The following is a 16,835-nucleotide window of genomic DNA, read 5'->3' on the forward strand; positions in this document are numbered from 1 at the left end:
GTTCGAACAGGTGTCGGTCAGTCATGAGATCGGGGCGCTGATCAAGCTGATCGGGCGTGGCGACACGACGGTCGCCGACGCCTATCTGTCGCCGATCCTGCGCGCCTATGTGGAGCGGGTCGGGTCCGACCTGGGGCCGGACACGCCGCTTCAGTTCATGCAGTCGTCGGGCGGTCTGACAGCCGCCGACGCCTTCCGGGGCAAGGACGCCATCCTGTCGGGACCAGCGGGCGGCGTGGTCGCCATGGCCGAGACGGCCAAGGCGGCAGGCTTTGAGCGGGCCATCGGCTTCGACATGGGCGGCACCTCGACAGACGTGTCCCACTTCGCCGGCGAGTACGAACGCACGTCCGACGCCGTGGTCGCCGGGGTCAGGCTGCGGGCGCCGATGCTGAGCATCCACACCGTCGCGGCGGGCGGCGGTTCGATCTGCCGGTTCGAGGGCGGACGGCTGAGGGTCGGGCCGGAATCGGCCGGCGCGGTTCCGGGACCGGCCGCCTATCGGCGCGGCGGGCCGCTGACGGTGACGGACTGCAACGTCATGCTGGGCAAGCTGAGCCCTGACTTCTTCCCCGCCGTCTTCGGCCCTGACGCGGACCAACCGCTGGACGTCCGTGCGGTTCGGACCCGGTTCGAGGCCTTGGCTGCCGAAGTCTCGACGGCGACCGGACGCACGACGACGCCAGGCGAACTGGCCGAGGGGTTCGTGATCATCGCCGTCCAGAACATGGCCGAGGCGATACGCAAGATCTCGATCCAGCGCGGCTATGACGTGACACGCTATGTGCTGAACTGTTTCGGCGGCGCAGGCGGGCAACACGCCTGTCTGGTCGCCGACACCCTGGGCATGACCAAGGTGCTGCTGCATCCGTTTGCGGGGGTGTTGTCGGCCTATGGCATGGGCCTGGCCGAGGTGCGCGCCATCCGACAGGCGACCGAGGCCGCGCCGCTGGACGCCGGACGCGACGCCGCCCTGGCCGACCGGATCGCCCAACTGTCGGCCACCGCTCGCGCCGATCTCGAAGCCCAGGGCTTCACAGCCGACGTCTCCATTCTCGCCCGCGCCGAGATCAAGTTCGCTGGTTCCGACACGCCCCTGGTCGTGCCTTTCGGTCCTGCCGATGCGATGGCCCAGGCCTTCGAGGACCTGCACCGCCGCCGCTTCGGCTTCTTCGCCGAGGACAAGGCCCTGGTCGTCGAGACGCTGGAGGTCGAGGCCGTCGGCCATTCGGGCCAGACGCCATCAGCCCCTTCTATCTCGTCCGCGACCGGCGCGCTTGAGACCGTCGCCGAACTGACCGTCCGCATGGCCGGTCAGGACCGGCCGACCCCCGTCTATCGCCGCGACGCCCTGACGCCCGGCGTCGACGTGGACGGCCCGGCCATCCTGCTGGAGGACACCGGCACCACCGTGGTCGAGCCGGGCTGGCGGGCGACCGTGGACGCCCAGGCCAATCTGCTGCTGGAGCGGGTCGTTCCCCTGCCCGCCCGCGTCGCCATCGGCACGGATGTCGATCCGATCATGCTTGAGGTGTTCAACAGCCGCTTCATGGCCTGCGCCGAACAGATGGGCGAGGCCCTGCGCGCCACGGCCTATTCGGTGAACATCAAGGAACGTCTGGACTTCTCCTGCGCCGTCTTCGACGCGACCGGCGCCCTGATCGCCAACGCTCCGCACATCCCGGTCCACCTGGGATCAATGGGCGAGAGCATCCGCACCGTGATCGCGTCTCGCGGCGGGCGGATGAATCGGGGCGACGTCTATATGTTGAACGCCCCCTACAATGGCGGCACCCATCTGCCCGACATCACCGTCGTCATGCCGGTGTTCCTTGAGATGATGCGCCGGCCTTTTTCGTCGCGGCGCGGGGGCACCACGCAGACGTGGGCGGCACGACGCCGGGCTCCATGCCCGCCTCGTCGCGGACGGTGGACGACGAAGGCGTGCTGATCGATGACTTCCTGCTGGTGGATGCCGGGCGATTGCGCGACGCCGAGACCCGCGCCCTGTTCGCCTCGGGCCGTCATCCGTCGCGCAACGTCGATCAGAACATGGCCGACCTGAAGGCCCAGATCGCCTCCTGCACGCGCGGCGCCGACGAACTGATCCGCATGACGCAGGAGTTCGGTCGTCCCGTCGTTGTCGCCTACATTCGCCATATTCAGGACAATGCCGAAGAGGCCGTCCGCCGCGCCGTCGCCGCCCTGAAGCCCAGCGCCTTCGCCTATGAGATGGACGATGGGGCCGTCATCCGGGTCCGCATCGATGTCGATCCGATACAGCGCAGCGCTGTCGTCGATTTCACCGGAACCAGCGAACAGCGCCCGACCAACTTCAACGCCCCCCTGTCGATCACGCGAGCGGCGACACTCTATGTCTTCCGCACCCTGGTCGACGACGCGATCCCGTTGAACGAAGGCTGCTTGAAGCCGATCGAGTTGATCGTGCCGAAGGGATCGATGCTGAACCCTCGCTATCCCGCCGCCGTCGTCGCCGGCAATGTCGAAACCAGCCAGGCGGTGGTGGACACGCTTTACGGCGCCTTGGGCGTCCTGGCCGCCAGCCAGGGGACGATGAACAACTTCACCTTCGGCGACGACGCCCGCCAGTATTACGAGACCATCGCCGGCGGCTCGGGCGCCCATTGACGGCGTTGCTGCCGGCCAGCACCACCTTTTAGTCTTCGGCATTCAGGCATGTGATGCAGACGAACCACGATAGCTAAGTGGTCACGGCCGCGCCCGGACTTCGAAATCGAGCGTCCAACGGCCCTCCCCGGCTCGGCGAAAATCGGCGATACGGGCTGCGATCTGGCGGTCCAGGCCGTCGAGCAGGGCGGTTCCGTTGGCGACCGAGGCCACTGTTGCATTGGTCTGCCAGAATGGACCGCTTTCGCCCTTTAGCGTGAAGCGCAGATGCACGGTGTCGTTGGATTTCGGCATAGGACGCTCAGACAGGAATTCTTTTCAAACAACAGTCAGCTCCATCGCACAAAGCGACGAGCAATCGGAGGCTCGGTGCGATCTCATAACGTCGCCACGTCCTCGATTACACGGACAGCGCTTTTGCGACGACCGGGGCCAAGCCGTCTGCGATGATGCGCACTCCTTCAGCGTTGGGATGGATGCCATCCGGCTGGTTGTAACGGCGATCCAGGGCCACCCCTTCCAGTAGGAAGGGATAGGTCGGAACATCTTCGTTGCGCGCCAAGTCCGCGAAGATGCGGTCGAACTCGACGGCGTAGGCGCCGTATTGAGGCGGGGCCTTCATCCCTGCGAGCAGGACGGGAATATCGCGCGCCTTCAGCGACGCGATGATCGCCTCAAGATTGGCCCGAACCGTTTTGGTATCCACGCCCTGTAGCATGTCATTTCCCCCCAGGGCCACGATGCATAGGTCGGTGTCGTACTGGACGCTGTAGCTGACCCGGGCCAGTCCGCCGCCGGTCGTGTCACCCGACACGCCGGCGCCGCGAACCCTGACCCGGAGCCCCTTTGCCCTCAACGCCTCTTCCAGGCGCACAGGCAGAGCCTCGGCGGAAGGCAGGCCGAATCCGGCGGTGATGGAATCTCCCAAGAGGGTCACGATCTTTTCCGGCCCGTCCGAAGGTACGGCCGTGGGTGAAGGCGAGACCGAAGGCTTAGCCGGCGTCTCTGACGTGTCCTCTTTCGAGGCGCTGCATCCGGCGAGGACGAGCCCCACCCCTCCGGTCAGGAGCGTGCGGCGTGGAATGGACGGCATGGGTGAGGAGGGCTTTGGAGTCATGATCTGCGCCCCCATATAGGGATCGGCTTTCCTCACCCCAATCCAGCAGGCGACATATCGATGGCTTCAGCCGCCCCGCTCGTCCTCGACGGCGTCGTCCTCACCCTGCCCTCGGCGGCAGGACCCGTGGAAATCCTTCGCGGCGTGGACCTGGTCGTAGCGCCGGGCGAGACGGTCGCCATCGTCGGCCCCTCCGGATCGGGCAAGTCGTCGCTGATCTCCATCGCCGCAGGGCTGGAAACCCCGACCCGGGGCCGGGCCATGCTGTTCGGTCAGGATATGGCCGCGCTGGGCGAGGACGGCCGCGCCCGCCTGCGTCGGGGACGCGCCGCTCTGGTTTTTCAAAGCTTCCACCTCCTGCCCAATATGACGGCCGAGGAAAATGTGTCCGCGCCGCTGGAGCTGGCCCACAGGCCGGGGGCTGTGGCCTTGGCGAGTAGCTGGCTGGAGCGGGTCGGCCTGGGCGCCCGGCGGTCGCACTATCCTCACCAGATGTCCGGCGGCGAGCAGCAGCGTGTCGCCCTGGCCCGCGCCCTGGCGGTCGGGCCCGAGCTTCTGTTCGCTGACGAACCGACCGGAAATCTGGACGGGACCAACGGCGCTTTGGTCGCCGACTTGCTGTTCGACCTCGTGCGCGACAGCGGCGCGGCCCTGGTCATGGTGACCCATGACGACCGTCTCGCCGCGCGCGCGGACCGGATCGTGACGATGCGCGACGGCCAGGTCGTCGCCCCGGCGCAGGCCTCTGCATGAGGCTCGCCTTCCGCTTCGCCCGCCGCGAACTCCGTTCCGGAATTGCGGGATTCCGTATCTTTTTGGCCTGTCTGGCGCTGGGCGTGGCGGCGATCGCCGCCTCGGGATCGACCGCAGAGGCCTTCCGCCAAGGGCTGGCCAGTCAGGCGCGGGAGATTCTCGGCGGCGACGTGGTGTTCAGCCTCGACCAAGGCCGGTTCAGCCCTGACCAACGCGCCGCCTTCGCCGCGATGGGACCCGTGGCCTATTCGGTCCGAGCCAACGGCATGGCCGAAACCGGAACCGGCCAGCGTCGTCTGGTCGATATGCGCGGGGTCGATGCCGCCTATCCCTTGGTCGGCGTGGTCAAACTGTCGGGCGCCCCTGATCTGGACACGGCCTTGCGCGTCGAGAACGGTTTGGCCGGGGCCGTCGTCGAACAGGGCCTGCTGGACCGATTGAATCTCAAGCTCGGCGACACCTTCACCGTCGGCGGCGCGCGGTTCATCGCCCGCGCCGTCCTGCTGGCCGAACCCGACCGCCTGGGTCGGGGCTTTGCGCTCGGGCCGCGCGTGGTGACGACGGTCCCCGCCGTCGAACAGGCCGGCCTGCTCGCGCCCGGCGGCCTGTTCGGCGAGGCGGTGCGCATCGCCCTTCCTGCCGGCGTCGATCCCAAGGCCGCCATCGCTGGCGTCGAAAAGCGGTTTCCGCAAAGTCGGCTCGACGCCCGGGATCGGTCGGAGGCCGCCGCCGGCGCCGGACGGCTGATCGATCAGCTGGAGTATTTCTTGGGCTTCATCGGCCTGGCGTCTCTGGTGGCCGGCGGACTCGGCGTCGGGGGCGCCGTTTCGGCCTATCTCGAGGGGCGCAAGCCGTCGATCGCGACGCTGAAGGCCCTCGGCGCCGAGGGCGGGCTGATCCGCGACATCTATCTGATCCAGATCGGCGTGTTGGCCGCCGTCGGGGTCGCTATCGGGCTGTTGATCGGAGCCGTCGCGCCGCTCGTCATCGGCGTGCTGGCGAAGGACAGCCTGCCCATCCCCGCCCTCTTCGCGGTCTATCCGGCGCCACTGGTCAAGGCCGGAGCATTCGGCCTTTTGGCGGCCGCCGCCTTCGCGCTCGCGCCCCTGGCCCGCGCCCGCGCCACGCCGCCTTCCGCCTTGTTCCGTCGCCAGCTTACCGACCGAGCGGTTCTCGGCGTCGAACTGGTCTTCTCTGTCCTGGCCGCCATCGGCCTGGCGGGTCTGGCCCTTTGGACCGCGCCGTCCAAGCTTGCAGCGGCGGCCTTGATCGGCGGCACGGTCGTCGCCTTCGCCCTTCTGTGGGCGCTCGGCCGTGCGGCGGCCTTTTTGGCCGGGCGTTTGAGACGGCACGTCGGCGGGGCGGTGCGGCTGGGGTTGGCCAATCTCGCCGGTCCGCGCTCGGCGGCGCGCACCGCCTCCCCCGCCATCGGCCTGGGTGTCGCGCTTTTGGCGATGGTGGTCCTGATCCAGTCCAGCCTGCTGGGTCAGATCACCGAGGTCGCACCACGATCAGCCCCATCCGTCGTCTTCACGGAAATCCCCGCTGATCGCGGCGCGGCGTTCGATGCGGCGGTGGCGAAGGTGATGGCGACGCCCGGACCGGATCGCTATCGGCGCCTTCCCCTGCTGACCGGGCGGATCGTGCGGTTGAAGGGCGCGCCGGTCGATGTGGACGCCCTGCCTCAAGGCGAACGCTGGGCCTTCGATCAGGATATTCTCCTGTCCGCCCTGGCCGGCGCGCCGGACGATGCGAATGTCGTGTCCGGCAAATGGTGGGCCGCCGACTATGCCGGTCCGCCTCAGATCGCGCTCTCTCGGGATCTGGCCAAGGCCGCCGATCTCAAGGTGGGCGACAGCCTGACCCTGCAACTGCTGGGCCGCGAGATGGATGTGCGCATCGCCGCCCTTCGTCGGACCGAGCCGGGTGGGTTCGGGACCAACTTCCTGCTCGTCCTGAACGCCGCCGCCATCGAAGGCGCCAATCCGCGCAGCGTCGCCATCGCCCGCGCCTCGCCCGCCGAAGAACGCGCCCTGACGCAGGCGCTTGGCGCAGACTTCCGAGAGGTGAACATCATCAGCGTCCGCGAGCAGCTCGAGGCCGCCGCCACCCTGTTCGACCGCCTCGCCCTGGCCATTCGCGGGGCCGCGGCCGTCGCCGGTCTCGCGGGCCTGCTCGTTCTTGTCGGAGCTATTGCGGCGGGCGTGCGCGAGCGGGCGCGCGAGGCCGCCGTCCTCAAGGTGCTGGGCGGCTCCCACGCCCAAATCCTGACCGCCTACCTCGTTGAATACAGCCTGGTCGGCGCCATCGCCGGTCTCGCCGGCCTTCTTCTCGGCGCCGCCGGCGCCTGGCCGGTCGTGACCCTCGCGTTCAAGGCGACATGGAGTGTGGACTGGACCGGCGTTGTTCTTCTTCTCACCAGCGCCACGGGCGTCGCGGCTCTGGGCGGCGGTGTGGCGGCCCTGCACGCCCTGTCGCGACGCCCGGCGCCGGTTCTTCGATCGGATTGATCGGAATGGTAACGTCCAGTTCGCCTGGATGCCGGTTCGGAAAATTAAGCACGCTGCATAGCGGCTAGCGTCGTCCTATGACGGCAGCTCTATCGATCCGCCTCGCCTGCGGGTGCGTCAGACGCTTGCCCCGCGAAAAGTCTGCGCGACCAGGTCCGCGCGATCCGAAGGTAGCGAAGCGGGCGTCTTCCGGCTGAAGCATTGTGCGGGGATTGCCGTCGCGGCCGGTGTACCACATCTCGGTCCAGCCCGCCGGCGCGATATGGTCGTCCATCCAGCAGTCGAGGAAGGTCGCTGCGCCGACAAACTTCGGATCGCCGTACCGACCATCAGGGAAGGTGCTGGACGGTCGCCAAGGGCGTCCCAAAAACACGGAATGCCGCAGGACGCCGGCGTCCTTGGTGAGACGGCAATCGTGGAAGACAAAGCCGTAGTCCTGCTCGATCGGTGTGCTTGGGGCGGCGATATAGCCTTCGACCGGATCGGCGGGACGCAGTCGAGATCGGATTTCGCAACGTTCGAACCAAGCACGCCCACCACCGAAGATGAAGTCATAGCTGCCAGTGATCAGGCAGTTTTCGAACAGTGTCGCGCCCGCGTCGGGGAACAAGGTGTCCTGATAGCTGAGAATATCGCAGTTGCGGACGACTGCGCGATCCGACCCCTTGTCCATCATCAGAGCCACGGCTTGGGGCCCTGCGCCATTGTGAGAGTGCAGGCCGTTCGGCTTGGTCATTTCCGCCAGACCGTCGAAGGCATTGTTGATCGTCATGTTCTCGGCGTGAAAATCGGGCGCGCGGACGAACAGGGTCGGGGTGCGGAATGTGCCCCACATCCGCCCATCCGGCGCCGCCAATCCCGATGCCGCCAGGTGATTGATCACCGAGCCTGACCGATCCTCGCCGATCAGATGAACGAAGGGCTTATCGACCACAACTTGCTCGGTCCAGATGCCGCGCGTGATCAGGATGCGGAACGGCTTTCGCCCGCCCGCCGGTGCGGCGGCGATGGCGGCGGAAAGGGTGGGATAGGACGGCGCGCCGACCCGACGACCGGAGTCGCTTGTCCCCAGCACAGCATCGTAGGGTGCCACAGCGGCCCAGGAAGACGGCGGCGCCATCATCGGCAAAGCTGCTGCGGCGACAAGCGCCTGACGGCGCGAGAATGACAGACGCATGAGAGTCCCTAATGAAAAAGAAGGCGCCGGCCGACAGGTCGGCCAGCGCCCAGTCTCCCGGAGGAGTTGGGAGTGTCTTAGAAGGTGTAGCGGACGCCAAAGTTGTACTGCCTTCCGGTGTGCGAATAGACGTAGATGCTATCCCGTCGACTGTCGGTGTACTGCTCATTGAAGGCGTCGGTCAGGTTCAAACCTTCAAACGTCACCTTGATGCGGTCCGTCAAAGCATAGGAGGCCGAGGCGTCCACCGTCACGATGTCACGCACGCCATCGATGTCATTGGTGCTGGTGCCGCTAGGGACCGCGGTCAGATAGCGATCGCGATAGGCGGCCGAGACGCGGGCGCTGAACCGATCGTCTTCGTAATAGAGGGTGGCGTTGTAGGCGGTCTTCGAAAGGCCGAGCAGATCATTTTCAACGAAGCCCGTCGGCGATCGCGAGGAAATATAGCTGATCTTGGAGTCCACCAGCGTGACGTTGAAGATGGCGCCGAGATTGTCGAACGGTCCGGGCAGGAAGGTGAAGGGCTGTTGGTAGCTGATCTCGATTCCCTTCAGCGGGCCGCCTTCGGTGTTCACCGGCTGGCTGAACAGGAAGACGTCGCTGGGCGAAACACCCAGGCCGTTCAGCAACTCCAGCGGCAAGCCGGATTGATTGAAAGGCTGGGAGGTTCGAGAGGTTTGAATGTAGCTTTCGATGTCCTTGTAGAACAGGCCGACTGACAGCAGGGCGTCAGGCGCGAAATACCATTCCGCCGACAAATCGTAGGTCGTGGCGCGGATGGGATCCAAATACGGATTGCCCGAGCTGACGCTGAACACGCCGACCGTGCTGAGGCTGCCGCCCGGCGTCACACTGCCCAGGTTTGGACGGGTCATGACCTTGGCGGCGCCGAACCGCACCAGGAAGTCCGGCGTGACTTCGGCCGTCAGATTCAGCGCCGGCAAAACGTCGTCATAGTCGCGATCGACTGTCGTCTGCTGCGCGGCGCCCGCGACCAGTTGATAGCCGGTCGAGCTCTGTTTCGTCTTGACGTAGCGCACACCGATGTCGCCGCGTACCGGAACGCCTCCAAGTTCGGTGTCAAAGTCGAGCTGCAGATAGGCGGCCGAGTCCTTCTCGGTCACATTGCGGATGTTGCCACGGGCATTGGCGTTGGAGGCGCCGCTGAGTTCGAACAGTCCCGTGCCGCTGTAAATGTTAAACAGGTCGGCAAAGGCGTTGAGGTTCGGCGCGATCCAGTTGGTGACGGTGCCGTTCGGTGCGCCAAGATTGCGACCAAACCCGCTGACCAACTCGGTCAGGCTGGCCAGGGTCACGCCAGCAGGCAGTTGCGGCACCACGCCCTCGTTGACCCGCGCCAGAGCCCAGGAGTCGAACTCATATTCTTTGTAGTTCACCCCGGCCTTAAGCGTCAGCGACGGCGTCAGATCGTAGCCGCCGTCAAGTTGCGCAGTCTTGATCGTGTTGGTGACGCCCTGCGGGCGCAGGCGGATTTCCGAGCGCGCCGCCCCGAAGTTGTAGGCCAGCGGGTCGGTCACGTCATAGCCGAACCGGATCAATGGCGCGTTGCGGTTTTCGCGATAGTCGTATGAGTAGTTGTCCGAATTTTCACGGTTCAGAATGACCGTCGTCTGGATCGGATTGTCAAAATCAGACTTGGAATAGCCCACCAGGCCCTTGATCCTGAATCGGTCGCTGAACGCGTGCTCCAGGCTCAGCGTCCCTTGCGTATATTTGGTGTCGAGCTCGTCGAAGCGGGTTTCCGTCTCCACATCGACGTCATCGAACAAGCCGTAGACCATGTCGCCGTTGGCATCGATGACGCCGTCGCGCACGATGATTTCTGGTCGGCCGCCCTGCGACGCGTTGCGGGCGAAGGACAGGGCTTCCAGCCAGTTTTCCTGACGCGTGGCTTTGAAGTCAGAGTAGAGCAGATCGAGATTGATCAACGTCTGTTCCTGCGGGCGGAACTGCACGGATCCCGTCAGGCCTAAGCGCTCCTGATCGTGTGTCAGGCGTCCGTAGCGCGGAAAACGAGGCGTATAGACATCGGCTCGCCTCGCATCGGCAAAGGGTGATGCGGGGTTATAGCCGCCAGCCTCGGTCCCGTTGAGCCAGCCGCCGGAACCATGTCCTTCCTCCAAAAGCCGACGCTTGGTATAGGCCACCGAGACGAGGGCTCCGAGACGCCCATCCATCCAGGTATTGCTGGCGAGGGCCGCAAATCGCGGGTCCCATTCCCGGGACAGATCATTGTAGCCGTATTGGCCCGACACAACGAGGTTGGCGCCGGCGTAGTCGAACGGACGACCGGTCTGCAGATCGACCGTAGCCCCCAACGACCCCTCTTCCGTCTCGGCCGAGGCGGTCTTGCGGACCGTGATGCTGTTGAAAAGCTCGGACGCGAAGACATTGAAGTCAAAGGCTCGGTTGCGGTTGGCGCCGCCTGAGCTGTCCGTGCCCGACGCGGTGCTCTGGCCCTCTACGCCGTTGATGCGGACGCGGGTGAATTGCGGCCCCAGGCCCCGCACCGTGATCTGACGGCCTTCGCCCGCATCGCGTGCGATGGAGACGCCAGGCACCCGCTGAATGGACTCCGCAAGGTTGGCGTCGGGAAAATCGGCCATGTCCTCGGCCTTGATTACGTCCACGACGCCATTGGCTCGTCGCTTGGCCGTGAGCGCGCTGCCCAGTGACGCACGGAAACCGGTTACCACGATAGTTTCAACTTCGTCCGCCTGGTCTTCGACCTCGCTTCCCTGAGCGACGGTCTGAGGCGCGACGCTCGCGCCGGCGAGCACTGCCGTGCGGCCGTTGTTGGACGCCACCACCAGGTTGCTGCCCTGCAGGAGCCGGCCCAGGCCCTGATCAACCGAATAGACGCCTTGCACAGCGGCGGTCCGTTGTCCTGCGACCGCGTCGGTCGACGCCAGGATTTGAAGATCCGCTTGGCGTGCGAAGGCCGGCACGCCGGTCGAGGCAGGCTGCGCAGGGACATTGAACTGTCTGGCCTGAGCCTGAGCGGCGCCGGCGCCGGCCAGCGCCATCGTGCTGACAGCGATCATCAGCGACGCCCTCGCGCCTTGGTTTCGCGACATGGCCATGCGTCGGCCCTCCCTTTTTCTGTTTCCTGGTTCCCGGACCCTTCTTCGAGGGTTCCGAGAGTCTCGATGTTCGACGATCGACTTTCCGTCGCCGGACAGAAAAGATTTATCCGGCGCCACCCAGCATGATGACATCTGCGCCCACCTTCACGCTCGCGTCATGGGCGACGCCCACCGCCTGGGCGAAGCTTTCCGGTTCATTGGTGCGGAACCATCCGACCACGGTACGGCCTTCCAGATCCGGATCGACGATCACGATCTTGCGGTTGTTGTAGCGGTTGAACTCAGCCGCCGCTGCGCCGATCGTGTCGCCATGCAGAACAATCTGCCCCTCGCGCCAGGACAGAGCCCGGTCCATTTCCAGCGGACGCTTCACCGGGCTGGACGCGCCGGCCTGGTCGCTGACGAATACCTGTTCACCGGCGCCGACGCGTCGGCGCATTCTTCCAGCGCCCTTGTCGCTCCAGACCTCCACGACGCCTTCCGTCACCCGAACTTCGGCCCCGCCGGACTTGCGGCGAACGGAGAAGGCAGTGCCGACCGCTTGGACGCGGACATCGCCCGCCGCCACAACAAAAGGCCGCGCTCGATCTTTTGCGACCTGAAACCACGCCTCTCCCTGATCAAGGATCACAGCGCGTTCGGCCTTGTGAAAGCGGATGTCCAAAGTCGTGTCGGTGTTGATCGCCGCCATCGACCCGTCGGCCAAGGGCACGCGGCGAATCTCGCCCACCAAGGTCCGGTAGCGCTGACGCGCCAAGATCGGCGTCAGGACGACCCCGGCCGCGACAGCCGCCGCCAATCCCATCCCCCCGATAAGCACGCGGCGGTCGGGCTTCGCCGGCGCACGATGCGTTTGGGTCCGAGGCATGGGCTCGACCATCAAGGCCATGACCGCCCGCGCCCGCCACAAAGCGCCCTCACGACGGCTGTCACCAGCCAGCCAGTCGTCCAAGGCCGCCTGGTCGGATGCGCTCATCACGTTTGCGTCCAGTCGAGCGGCCCATTTGGCCGCCGCCGCGTCGATCTCTGTGGAGGCTTCACGGCTCATGCGCGCCGCCCCTCTGTCGATGGTGGGGCAAGATTGGCGTCAGCCTTGGCCAAGCCTGCCAGGACGGCTTTCAACCCGCGCGCAGCATCGTTCTCGACCACGTTCTCCGACACGCCCAACTGGCGCGCGATCTCCTTTTGAGACAGCCCCATAACGCGACGCATCTCGAAGATGCGTCGGCTGCGTTCGGGCAATGTGGCGACGATCTTCATTACGCGTTCGAGTTCCTTGCGTCCCCCGGCGATACGCTCTGGCGACGGTTCGTCCCACTCGATGCGCAGGGCGTCGATTTCCGTCACGGCGTCGATCCGAACAATCCGGGCGCGGCGCATCTGCTCAAGCACGACGGACCGCGCGGTCTGGAAGAAATAGGCGCGAGGGCTCTCGATCTGCTCCACCGCGCTCAGATTAGCCAATCGGCAATACGATTCCTGAATGACATCATCGACGTCGTTGGAGGTCACAAGCGATCGTCGAAGCCAAGCGCGAACGTCCTGCTCGTGGGGCAGGATTTCGTACCCCAACCAGCGAACGCGTTCCTGTTCTGATTTTCTACCGCCTTGAGCCAACTTCAGTTCCCCCATGGGTCACGATGCGCGGCGGGGGCGTTTCCGTCAAAATGCGGCATTCGGAAGGTGGTGCACGCTGAAGAGATAAATATGCGCAGTGCCTGACGTGGTGAGGATGGCGCTGACAGCTTTGATTGATTGCAAGACGAGATCAAAGCCACGAACGGCATGCTGCTTCGGCGTGCGGTACTGGCCGCCCCCGCGCACTCCTAACTCAGAGATGCGCTCCCCAATAAACCTCAGGATCAAGGTGTGCGCCGCGAGTGCCGATATGCCCCGTGCGGTGTGGCTGGACAGGCGAATACTCAGCCAGATTTGGCTGAAGCGATAGTGCAATGTACTGTCGAAGAGCGGACATTGCCAACTGCCGCCATGAGCCATCAGCCGACTAAACCTTTGCAGCTTCTGCGCCGGGAGGCTCAGGCCGCATAGGTGGCGCCGCCCGCCTGATATCTCGGCGGGCGGGCAACGTGCATCTTGCACCGGGCAACCTGACAGCACCATTCAGCCCGTGCAGGTTATCCAACAACGTTTATGTCCGGGCTGATCGAAATAGGGTCATAACAACCGCAGCAGCAGCGAAACACGCTGCTGCTGCGACGTAGAGGCCCCGGATATCAAAACCTACACGTTCCAGAATAAGGGCAGCGATTGGGGCCATCGCCTGCGGTAAGGCCACTGCCAGGTTGTTGAGGCCCATATCCCGACCACGATTGTCTTGGGTGGGAAGGGCGTCCGCCATCAATCCCATTTCCACGGATCCATAGGCCCCCTGCCCCACTCCATAGAGCGCGAAGGCGAGGATCACGACTGTCCATGATGGCGTGATCGCCAAGGCGAGAGCCCCGATGCTAAGGGCCACCGCTCCTATGAAAGCAATAGGTTGACGGCGCGTGATTCGCGCCCCGAACAGCGCCATTGTGATAGTAATGATTACGACGCTCGCGAACGCTACGCCCGTCAGCACGGCATGTGACCGTTCTGGACTACGCCCTGGCCATCCAACGGCATCGGTGACGAAATACAGCAGGTAAGTGCTGACGAGAGCATAACCGGTCGCAATCAGGAGACGAGCAGTCCAGACCGTCGCGAAATTGCGGGATTCGAACGGGGCAAGCAGATGTCCGGTCCTGCCAGAGTAGGCTGACGGCGCCCTGCCTTGTCGTTCCGAAGACGGCTCATCGAAAACTATGAGGAAGAAAGCGGCCGCACCGATAAGAATACCCGCCAGAAGCGCTAATCTGCCGGGTTCGTGCTGCGGACCAAGCGCCATCAGACTGGAGCCCAAAGCCACAGCGAGCGGATACGACAGTCCCAGCATCGCCGAGACCGTACTTCTCAGCAAAATCGGCACGCGATCCGCAAACACGGCTGAGAGCGGAGCCATGAGCACGTTGAACGCAAGTTGAAATCCGACCAAGGCCCATACGAACTCGCCCGGCGTCGAAGACCGCCATATGCCGACATAGCTTAAAACCGTCAGCAGCGCCCCAAGCGCAATCCAAGGTCGGCGACGACCAAACCGCGAACGCGTCCGGTCGCTGATCGCGCCCATGGCGATATTGGCCACGGCGGCCGTGAGCGCGCCCCAGACCATGGCCCGGCTAAGGATTTCCGTTTTACCCCCGGCGTCAAGAGCGGCGGCGTGGAGCGGAGCGACGATTTGGAACAGGGGCGCCAGACCGATGAAGGCGGCTAGGAAAAGCACCAGATACGCCGCCAGGACCAGAGACGTGCGGCGGGTTTGAGAACGGTTGGAAACTTCACCCTCCTCCATCGAGCGGCCCCGCCTCTATGGCACGTGGCCCGACGCGCTTGCTAGCGCGATCATGGCGTCATCCGGTGTGAGTAGCTGCAACAAAATGCGATCAGCAAATCACTTGTGACAACGCTGTCAGATGCTAGGGTTTTTGCGAGGATCGTGCGGCACGTCGGCGTATGGGCGTCGCTCATGAAAGTACACAGGCCTTGAGGGAGGTTGGGGTGAGAAAGAGATCGAGCGCGAGCGTCGCGGCCGTGGCCCTGGCGGCCGCCTTCGGTGCGGCACAGGCGGAGACGGAGACCAGCGCCGTCCGGATGAGCCAGATCGGGTTCGAAACCCAAGGGCCGAAGACGGCAACGGTCGAGGATCGGGCCACCCGCCCCCTGCCTTGGCGCGTGGTGGACCCATCGGGCGCTAACGTGGCCCAAGGCACGTCCAAGGTCTTCGGCCAAGACGCCGCCTCGAGCCAAGCCGTGCATACTGTTGACTTCCAATCTCTGCAGACCGTTGGCGAAGGCTATCGGCTGATCGTGGGATCGCACGAAAGCCGCCCCTTCTCGATCCAGCAACATCCGCACGCCCGGCTGAAGTACGACGCCCTGGCCTATTTCTATCAGAACCGGGCCGGCGTGCCGATCCTGGCGGATCACGTCGCGCGGCCGGATCTGGCGCGTGCAGCCGGGCACCCGCACGAGGTCGCGGCCTGCTTCTCGGGGGCGGATCAGGCCGGCGTGGTCTGGCCCGGGTGCGACTACACTCTGGATGTCACTGGCGGCTGGTATGACGCCGGCGACCACGGCAAATACGTCGTCAACGGCGGCATCTCGGTCTGGATGCTGTTGAACGCCTATGAACGCGCCATGGCCAAGGGCGGCCCCGGCGCAAGCGCCTTCGCGGACGGCAAGGTCGACATTCCCGAGGCCGGAAACGGCGTCAACGATCTGCTGGACGAGGGGCGTTACGAGATCGAGTTCCTGCTGAAGATGCAGATTGCCGACGGCATGAAGCTGAAAATCCCGGTCGGCGCCCAGACGCCGGGTCAGCCGCTGACCCTGACCGAGATCGACGCCGGCGGCATGGTCCATCACAAGGTGCATGATGCGCAGTGGACGGGCCTGCCGATGGCCCCGGCGGACGATACCCAGCCGCGCCTTCTGTATCCGCCCAGTACGGCCGCGACGCTCAATCTCGCCGCAGTCGGCGCCCAATGCGCGCGGATCTGGCGTGACATCGATCCGGCCTTCGCGCGCCAATGTCTGACGGCGTCGCAGCGCGCCTTCCGCGCGGCGCTGCGCAATCGCGACGTTCGGGCCGGAGAGAATTTCGCCGGCGGCGGAGCCTATGGCGACAACGACTTCTCGGATGAATTCTATTGGGCCACGGCCGAGCTTTTGGCCACCACGCGCAATCCGGCCTATCTGACCGCGCTAAAGACCTCGCCCTACTATCTGGGCGGACCGCTGTCGGGCAGAAGCGCGACTGGCGATCCGGGCTTTTCTTGGACGGCGTCGCTGGGATCGCTGACGCTGGCGACTGTGCCGGACGTTCTGCCGCCGGAGGATCTGGTCACCGTGCGCGCCAACATCGTGGCGGCGGCACGCGCCTATGTCGACGCCGGCTATGGTCAGGGCTACGGCCTGCCGGTCGCGGGCGAGAAATACGAGTGGGGTTCGAACGGCGCCTTGATGAGCCGGGCGGTGATCCTAGGCTCTGCGTTCGACTACACCGGCGACTGGAATTTCCGCAACGCGGTGATCTGGTCACTGGACTATGTTCTCGGCCGCAATCCGATGGATCGGTCCTATGTGACCGGCTATGGCGATCGTCCGGTCCAAAACCCGCACCATCGCTTTTGGGCGCATCAGGCCGACCCGGCCTATCCCCTACCCCCGGCGGGCGCCCTGTCGGGCGGGCCGAACAATCAGGCCATGATCGACGACGTGGCCAAGACCCTGGTCGGCAAATGTGCGGCCCAGACCTGCTGGGCCGACGACATCAACGCCTATGCCCTGAACGAAGTGGCCATCAACTGGAACGCGCCCCTGGTTTGGGTCGCCGCCTTCATCGACGATCACTGACGCGTTGCAGACCTGGGACTTCCGCCGTTCGGAGGAACGGCGGAAGTTGGGATCTTAAATCC

13 protein-coding genes are annotated in these 16,835 nt (G+C 65.1%); 5 read left to right on the forward strand and 8 right to left on the reverse strand.

All coding sequences use genetic code 11. The annotated features are described in order from the left end of the window. The first annotated feature begins 10 nt into the window (after window positions 1-10). Together E4341_RS15770 and E4341_RS15775 are read left to right on the forward strand one after the other, a co-directional pair. Complete coding sequence (locus tag E4341_RS15770) at window positions 11-1,951, forward strand: hydantoinase/oxoprolinase family protein (protein WP_370458451.1); 1,941 nt, start codon at window positions 11-13, stop codon at window positions 1,949-1,951. Further along, window positions 1,885-2,649, forward strand: a complete 765-nt coding sequence (locus E4341_RS15775) for a hydantoinase B/oxoprolinase family protein (RefSeq protein ID WP_370458452.1) — start codon at window positions 1,885-1,887, stop codon at window positions 2,647-2,649. Before E4341_RS15770 ends, E4341_RS15775 begins: the two co-directional genes overlap by 67 nt. An 81-nt stretch (window positions 2,650-2,730) precedes the next feature. Here the strand turns inward: E4341_RS15775 and E4341_RS12085 are convergent, their stop codons facing one another. Both E4341_RS12085 and E4341_RS12090 read right to left on the reverse strand, forming a co-directional pair. Then, window positions 2,731-2,943 carry a hypothetical protein gene (locus E4341_RS12085; RefSeq protein ID WP_161638586.1) on the reverse strand — a complete coding sequence of 71 codons (213 nt, stop codon included), beginning with the start codon at window positions 2,941-2,943 and terminating at the stop codon, window positions 2,731-2,733. A gap of 106 nt (window positions 2,944-3,049) precedes the next feature. After that, window positions 3,050-3,586: an arylesterase gene (locus E4341_RS12090; RefSeq protein WP_240893542.1), complete on the reverse strand. Its 537-nt coding sequence runs from the start codon at window positions 3,584-3,586 to the stop codon at window positions 3,050-3,052. Between the two features lie 240 nt (window positions 3,587-3,826). Between E4341_RS12090 and E4341_RS12095 the strand changes: the two genes are divergently transcribed. Together E4341_RS12095 and E4341_RS12100 are read left to right on the forward strand one after the other, a co-directional pair. Continuing rightward, window positions 3,827-4,519, forward strand: a complete 693-nt coding sequence (locus E4341_RS12095; RefSeq protein WP_165117559.1) for an ABC transporter ATP-binding protein — start codon at window positions 3,827-3,829, stop codon at window positions 4,517-4,519. Continuing rightward, window positions 4,516-7,029: an ABC transporter permease gene (locus tag E4341_RS12100; RefSeq protein ID WP_165117561.1), complete on the forward strand. Its 2,514-nt coding sequence runs from the start codon at window positions 4,516-4,518 to the stop codon at window positions 7,027-7,029. The genes E4341_RS12095 and E4341_RS12100 overlap by 4 nt, the downstream gene beginning before the upstream one ends. 64 nt (window positions 7,030-7,093) lie before the next feature. On the opposite strand, the gene E4341_RS12105 is transcribed toward E4341_RS12100, so the two are convergent. The 6 genes from E4341_RS12105 to E4341_RS12130 all read right to left on the reverse strand — a co-directional run bounded on the left by E4341_RS12105 (window position 7,094) and on the right by E4341_RS12130 (window position 14,710). Beyond that, window positions 7,094-8,206: a pectinesterase family protein gene (locus E4341_RS12105; RefSeq protein ID WP_165117563.1), complete on the reverse strand. Its 1,113-nt coding sequence runs from the start codon at window positions 8,204-8,206 to the stop codon at window positions 7,094-7,096. 77 nt (window positions 8,207-8,283) lie between these two features. Then, complete coding sequence (locus E4341_RS12110) at window positions 8,284-11,433, reverse strand: TonB-dependent receptor (protein ID WP_240893543.1); 3,150 nt, start codon at window positions 11,431-11,433, stop codon at window positions 8,284-8,286. Continuing rightward, a complete protein-coding gene (locus E4341_RS12115; RefSeq protein WP_165117565.1) occupies window positions 11,420-12,364 on the reverse strand; it encodes a FecR family protein in 945 nt (314 codons plus the stop codon). The genes E4341_RS12110 and E4341_RS12115 overlap by 14 nt, the downstream gene beginning before the upstream one ends. Then, entirely contained in the window at window positions 12,361-12,948 is a 588-nt protein-coding gene (locus E4341_RS12120) for an RNA polymerase sigma factor (RefSeq protein ID WP_165117567.1), read from the reverse strand. Before E4341_RS12120 ends, E4341_RS12115 begins: the two co-directional genes overlap by 4 nt. 30 nt (window positions 12,949-12,978) lie before the next feature. Further along, on the reverse strand, window positions 12,979-13,314 hold the full coding sequence (locus E4341_RS12125) for a hypothetical protein (protein WP_165117569.1): 336 nt from the start codon (window positions 13,312-13,314) through the stop codon (window positions 12,979-12,981). Between the two features lie 151 nt (window positions 13,315-13,465). Further along, entirely contained in the window at window positions 13,466-14,710 is a 1,245-nt protein-coding gene (locus E4341_RS12130) for an MFS transporter (RefSeq protein WP_165117571.1), read from the reverse strand. A 206-nt stretch (window positions 14,711-14,916) separates the two neighbouring features. On the opposite strand from E4341_RS12130, the gene E4341_RS12135 reads away from it, so the two are divergent. Beyond that, window positions 14,917-16,773 (forward strand): glycoside hydrolase family 9 protein, encoded by a 1,857-nt coding sequence (locus tag E4341_RS12135; protein ID WP_240893544.1) that lies wholly within the window; start codon window positions 14,917-14,919, stop codon window positions 16,771-16,773. The last annotated feature ends 62 nt before the right edge of the window (window positions 16,774-16,835 follow it).

The organism is Brevundimonas sp. 'scallop', assembly GCF_011045535.1.
Taxonomy (GTDB): domain Bacteria; phylum Pseudomonadota; class Alphaproteobacteria; order Caulobacterales; family Caulobacteraceae; genus Brevundimonas; species Brevundimonas vesicularis.

What these genes read in the sequence shown, in the direction of transcription:
- E4341_RS12085 (WP_161638586.1), bottom strand. Translation starts at nt 2,943, where the DNA reads ATGCCGAAATCCAACGACACCGTGCATCTGCGCTTCACGCTAAAGGGC.
- E4341_RS12095 (WP_165117559.1), top strand. Translation starts at nt 3,827, where the DNA reads ATGGCTTCAGCCGCCCCGCTCGTCCTCGACGGCGTCGTCCTCACCCTG.
- E4341_RS12100 (WP_165117561.1), top strand. Translation starts at nt 4,516, where the DNA reads ATGAGGCTCGCCTTCCGCTTCGCCCGCCGCGAACTCCGTTCCGGAATT.
- E4341_RS12105 (WP_165117563.1), bottom strand. Translation starts at nt 8,206, where the DNA reads ATGCGTCTGTCATTCTCGCGCCGTCAGGCGCTTGTCGCCGCAGCAGCT.
- E4341_RS12115 (WP_165117565.1), bottom strand. Translation starts at nt 12,364, where the DNA reads ATGAGCCGTGAAGCCTCCACAGAGATCGACGCGGCGGCGGCCAAATGG.
- E4341_RS12120 (WP_165117567.1), bottom strand. Translation starts at nt 12,948, where the DNA reads ATGGGGGAACTGAAGTTGGCTCAAGGCGGTAGAAAATCAGAACAGGAA.
- E4341_RS12125 (WP_165117569.1), bottom strand. Translation starts at nt 13,314, where the DNA reads ATGGCTCATGGCGGCAGTTGGCAATGTCCGCTCTTCGACAGTACATTG.
- E4341_RS12130 (WP_165117571.1), bottom strand. Translation starts at nt 14,710, where the DNA reads ATGGAGGAGGGTGAAGTTTCCAACCGTTCTCAAACCCGCCGCACGTCT.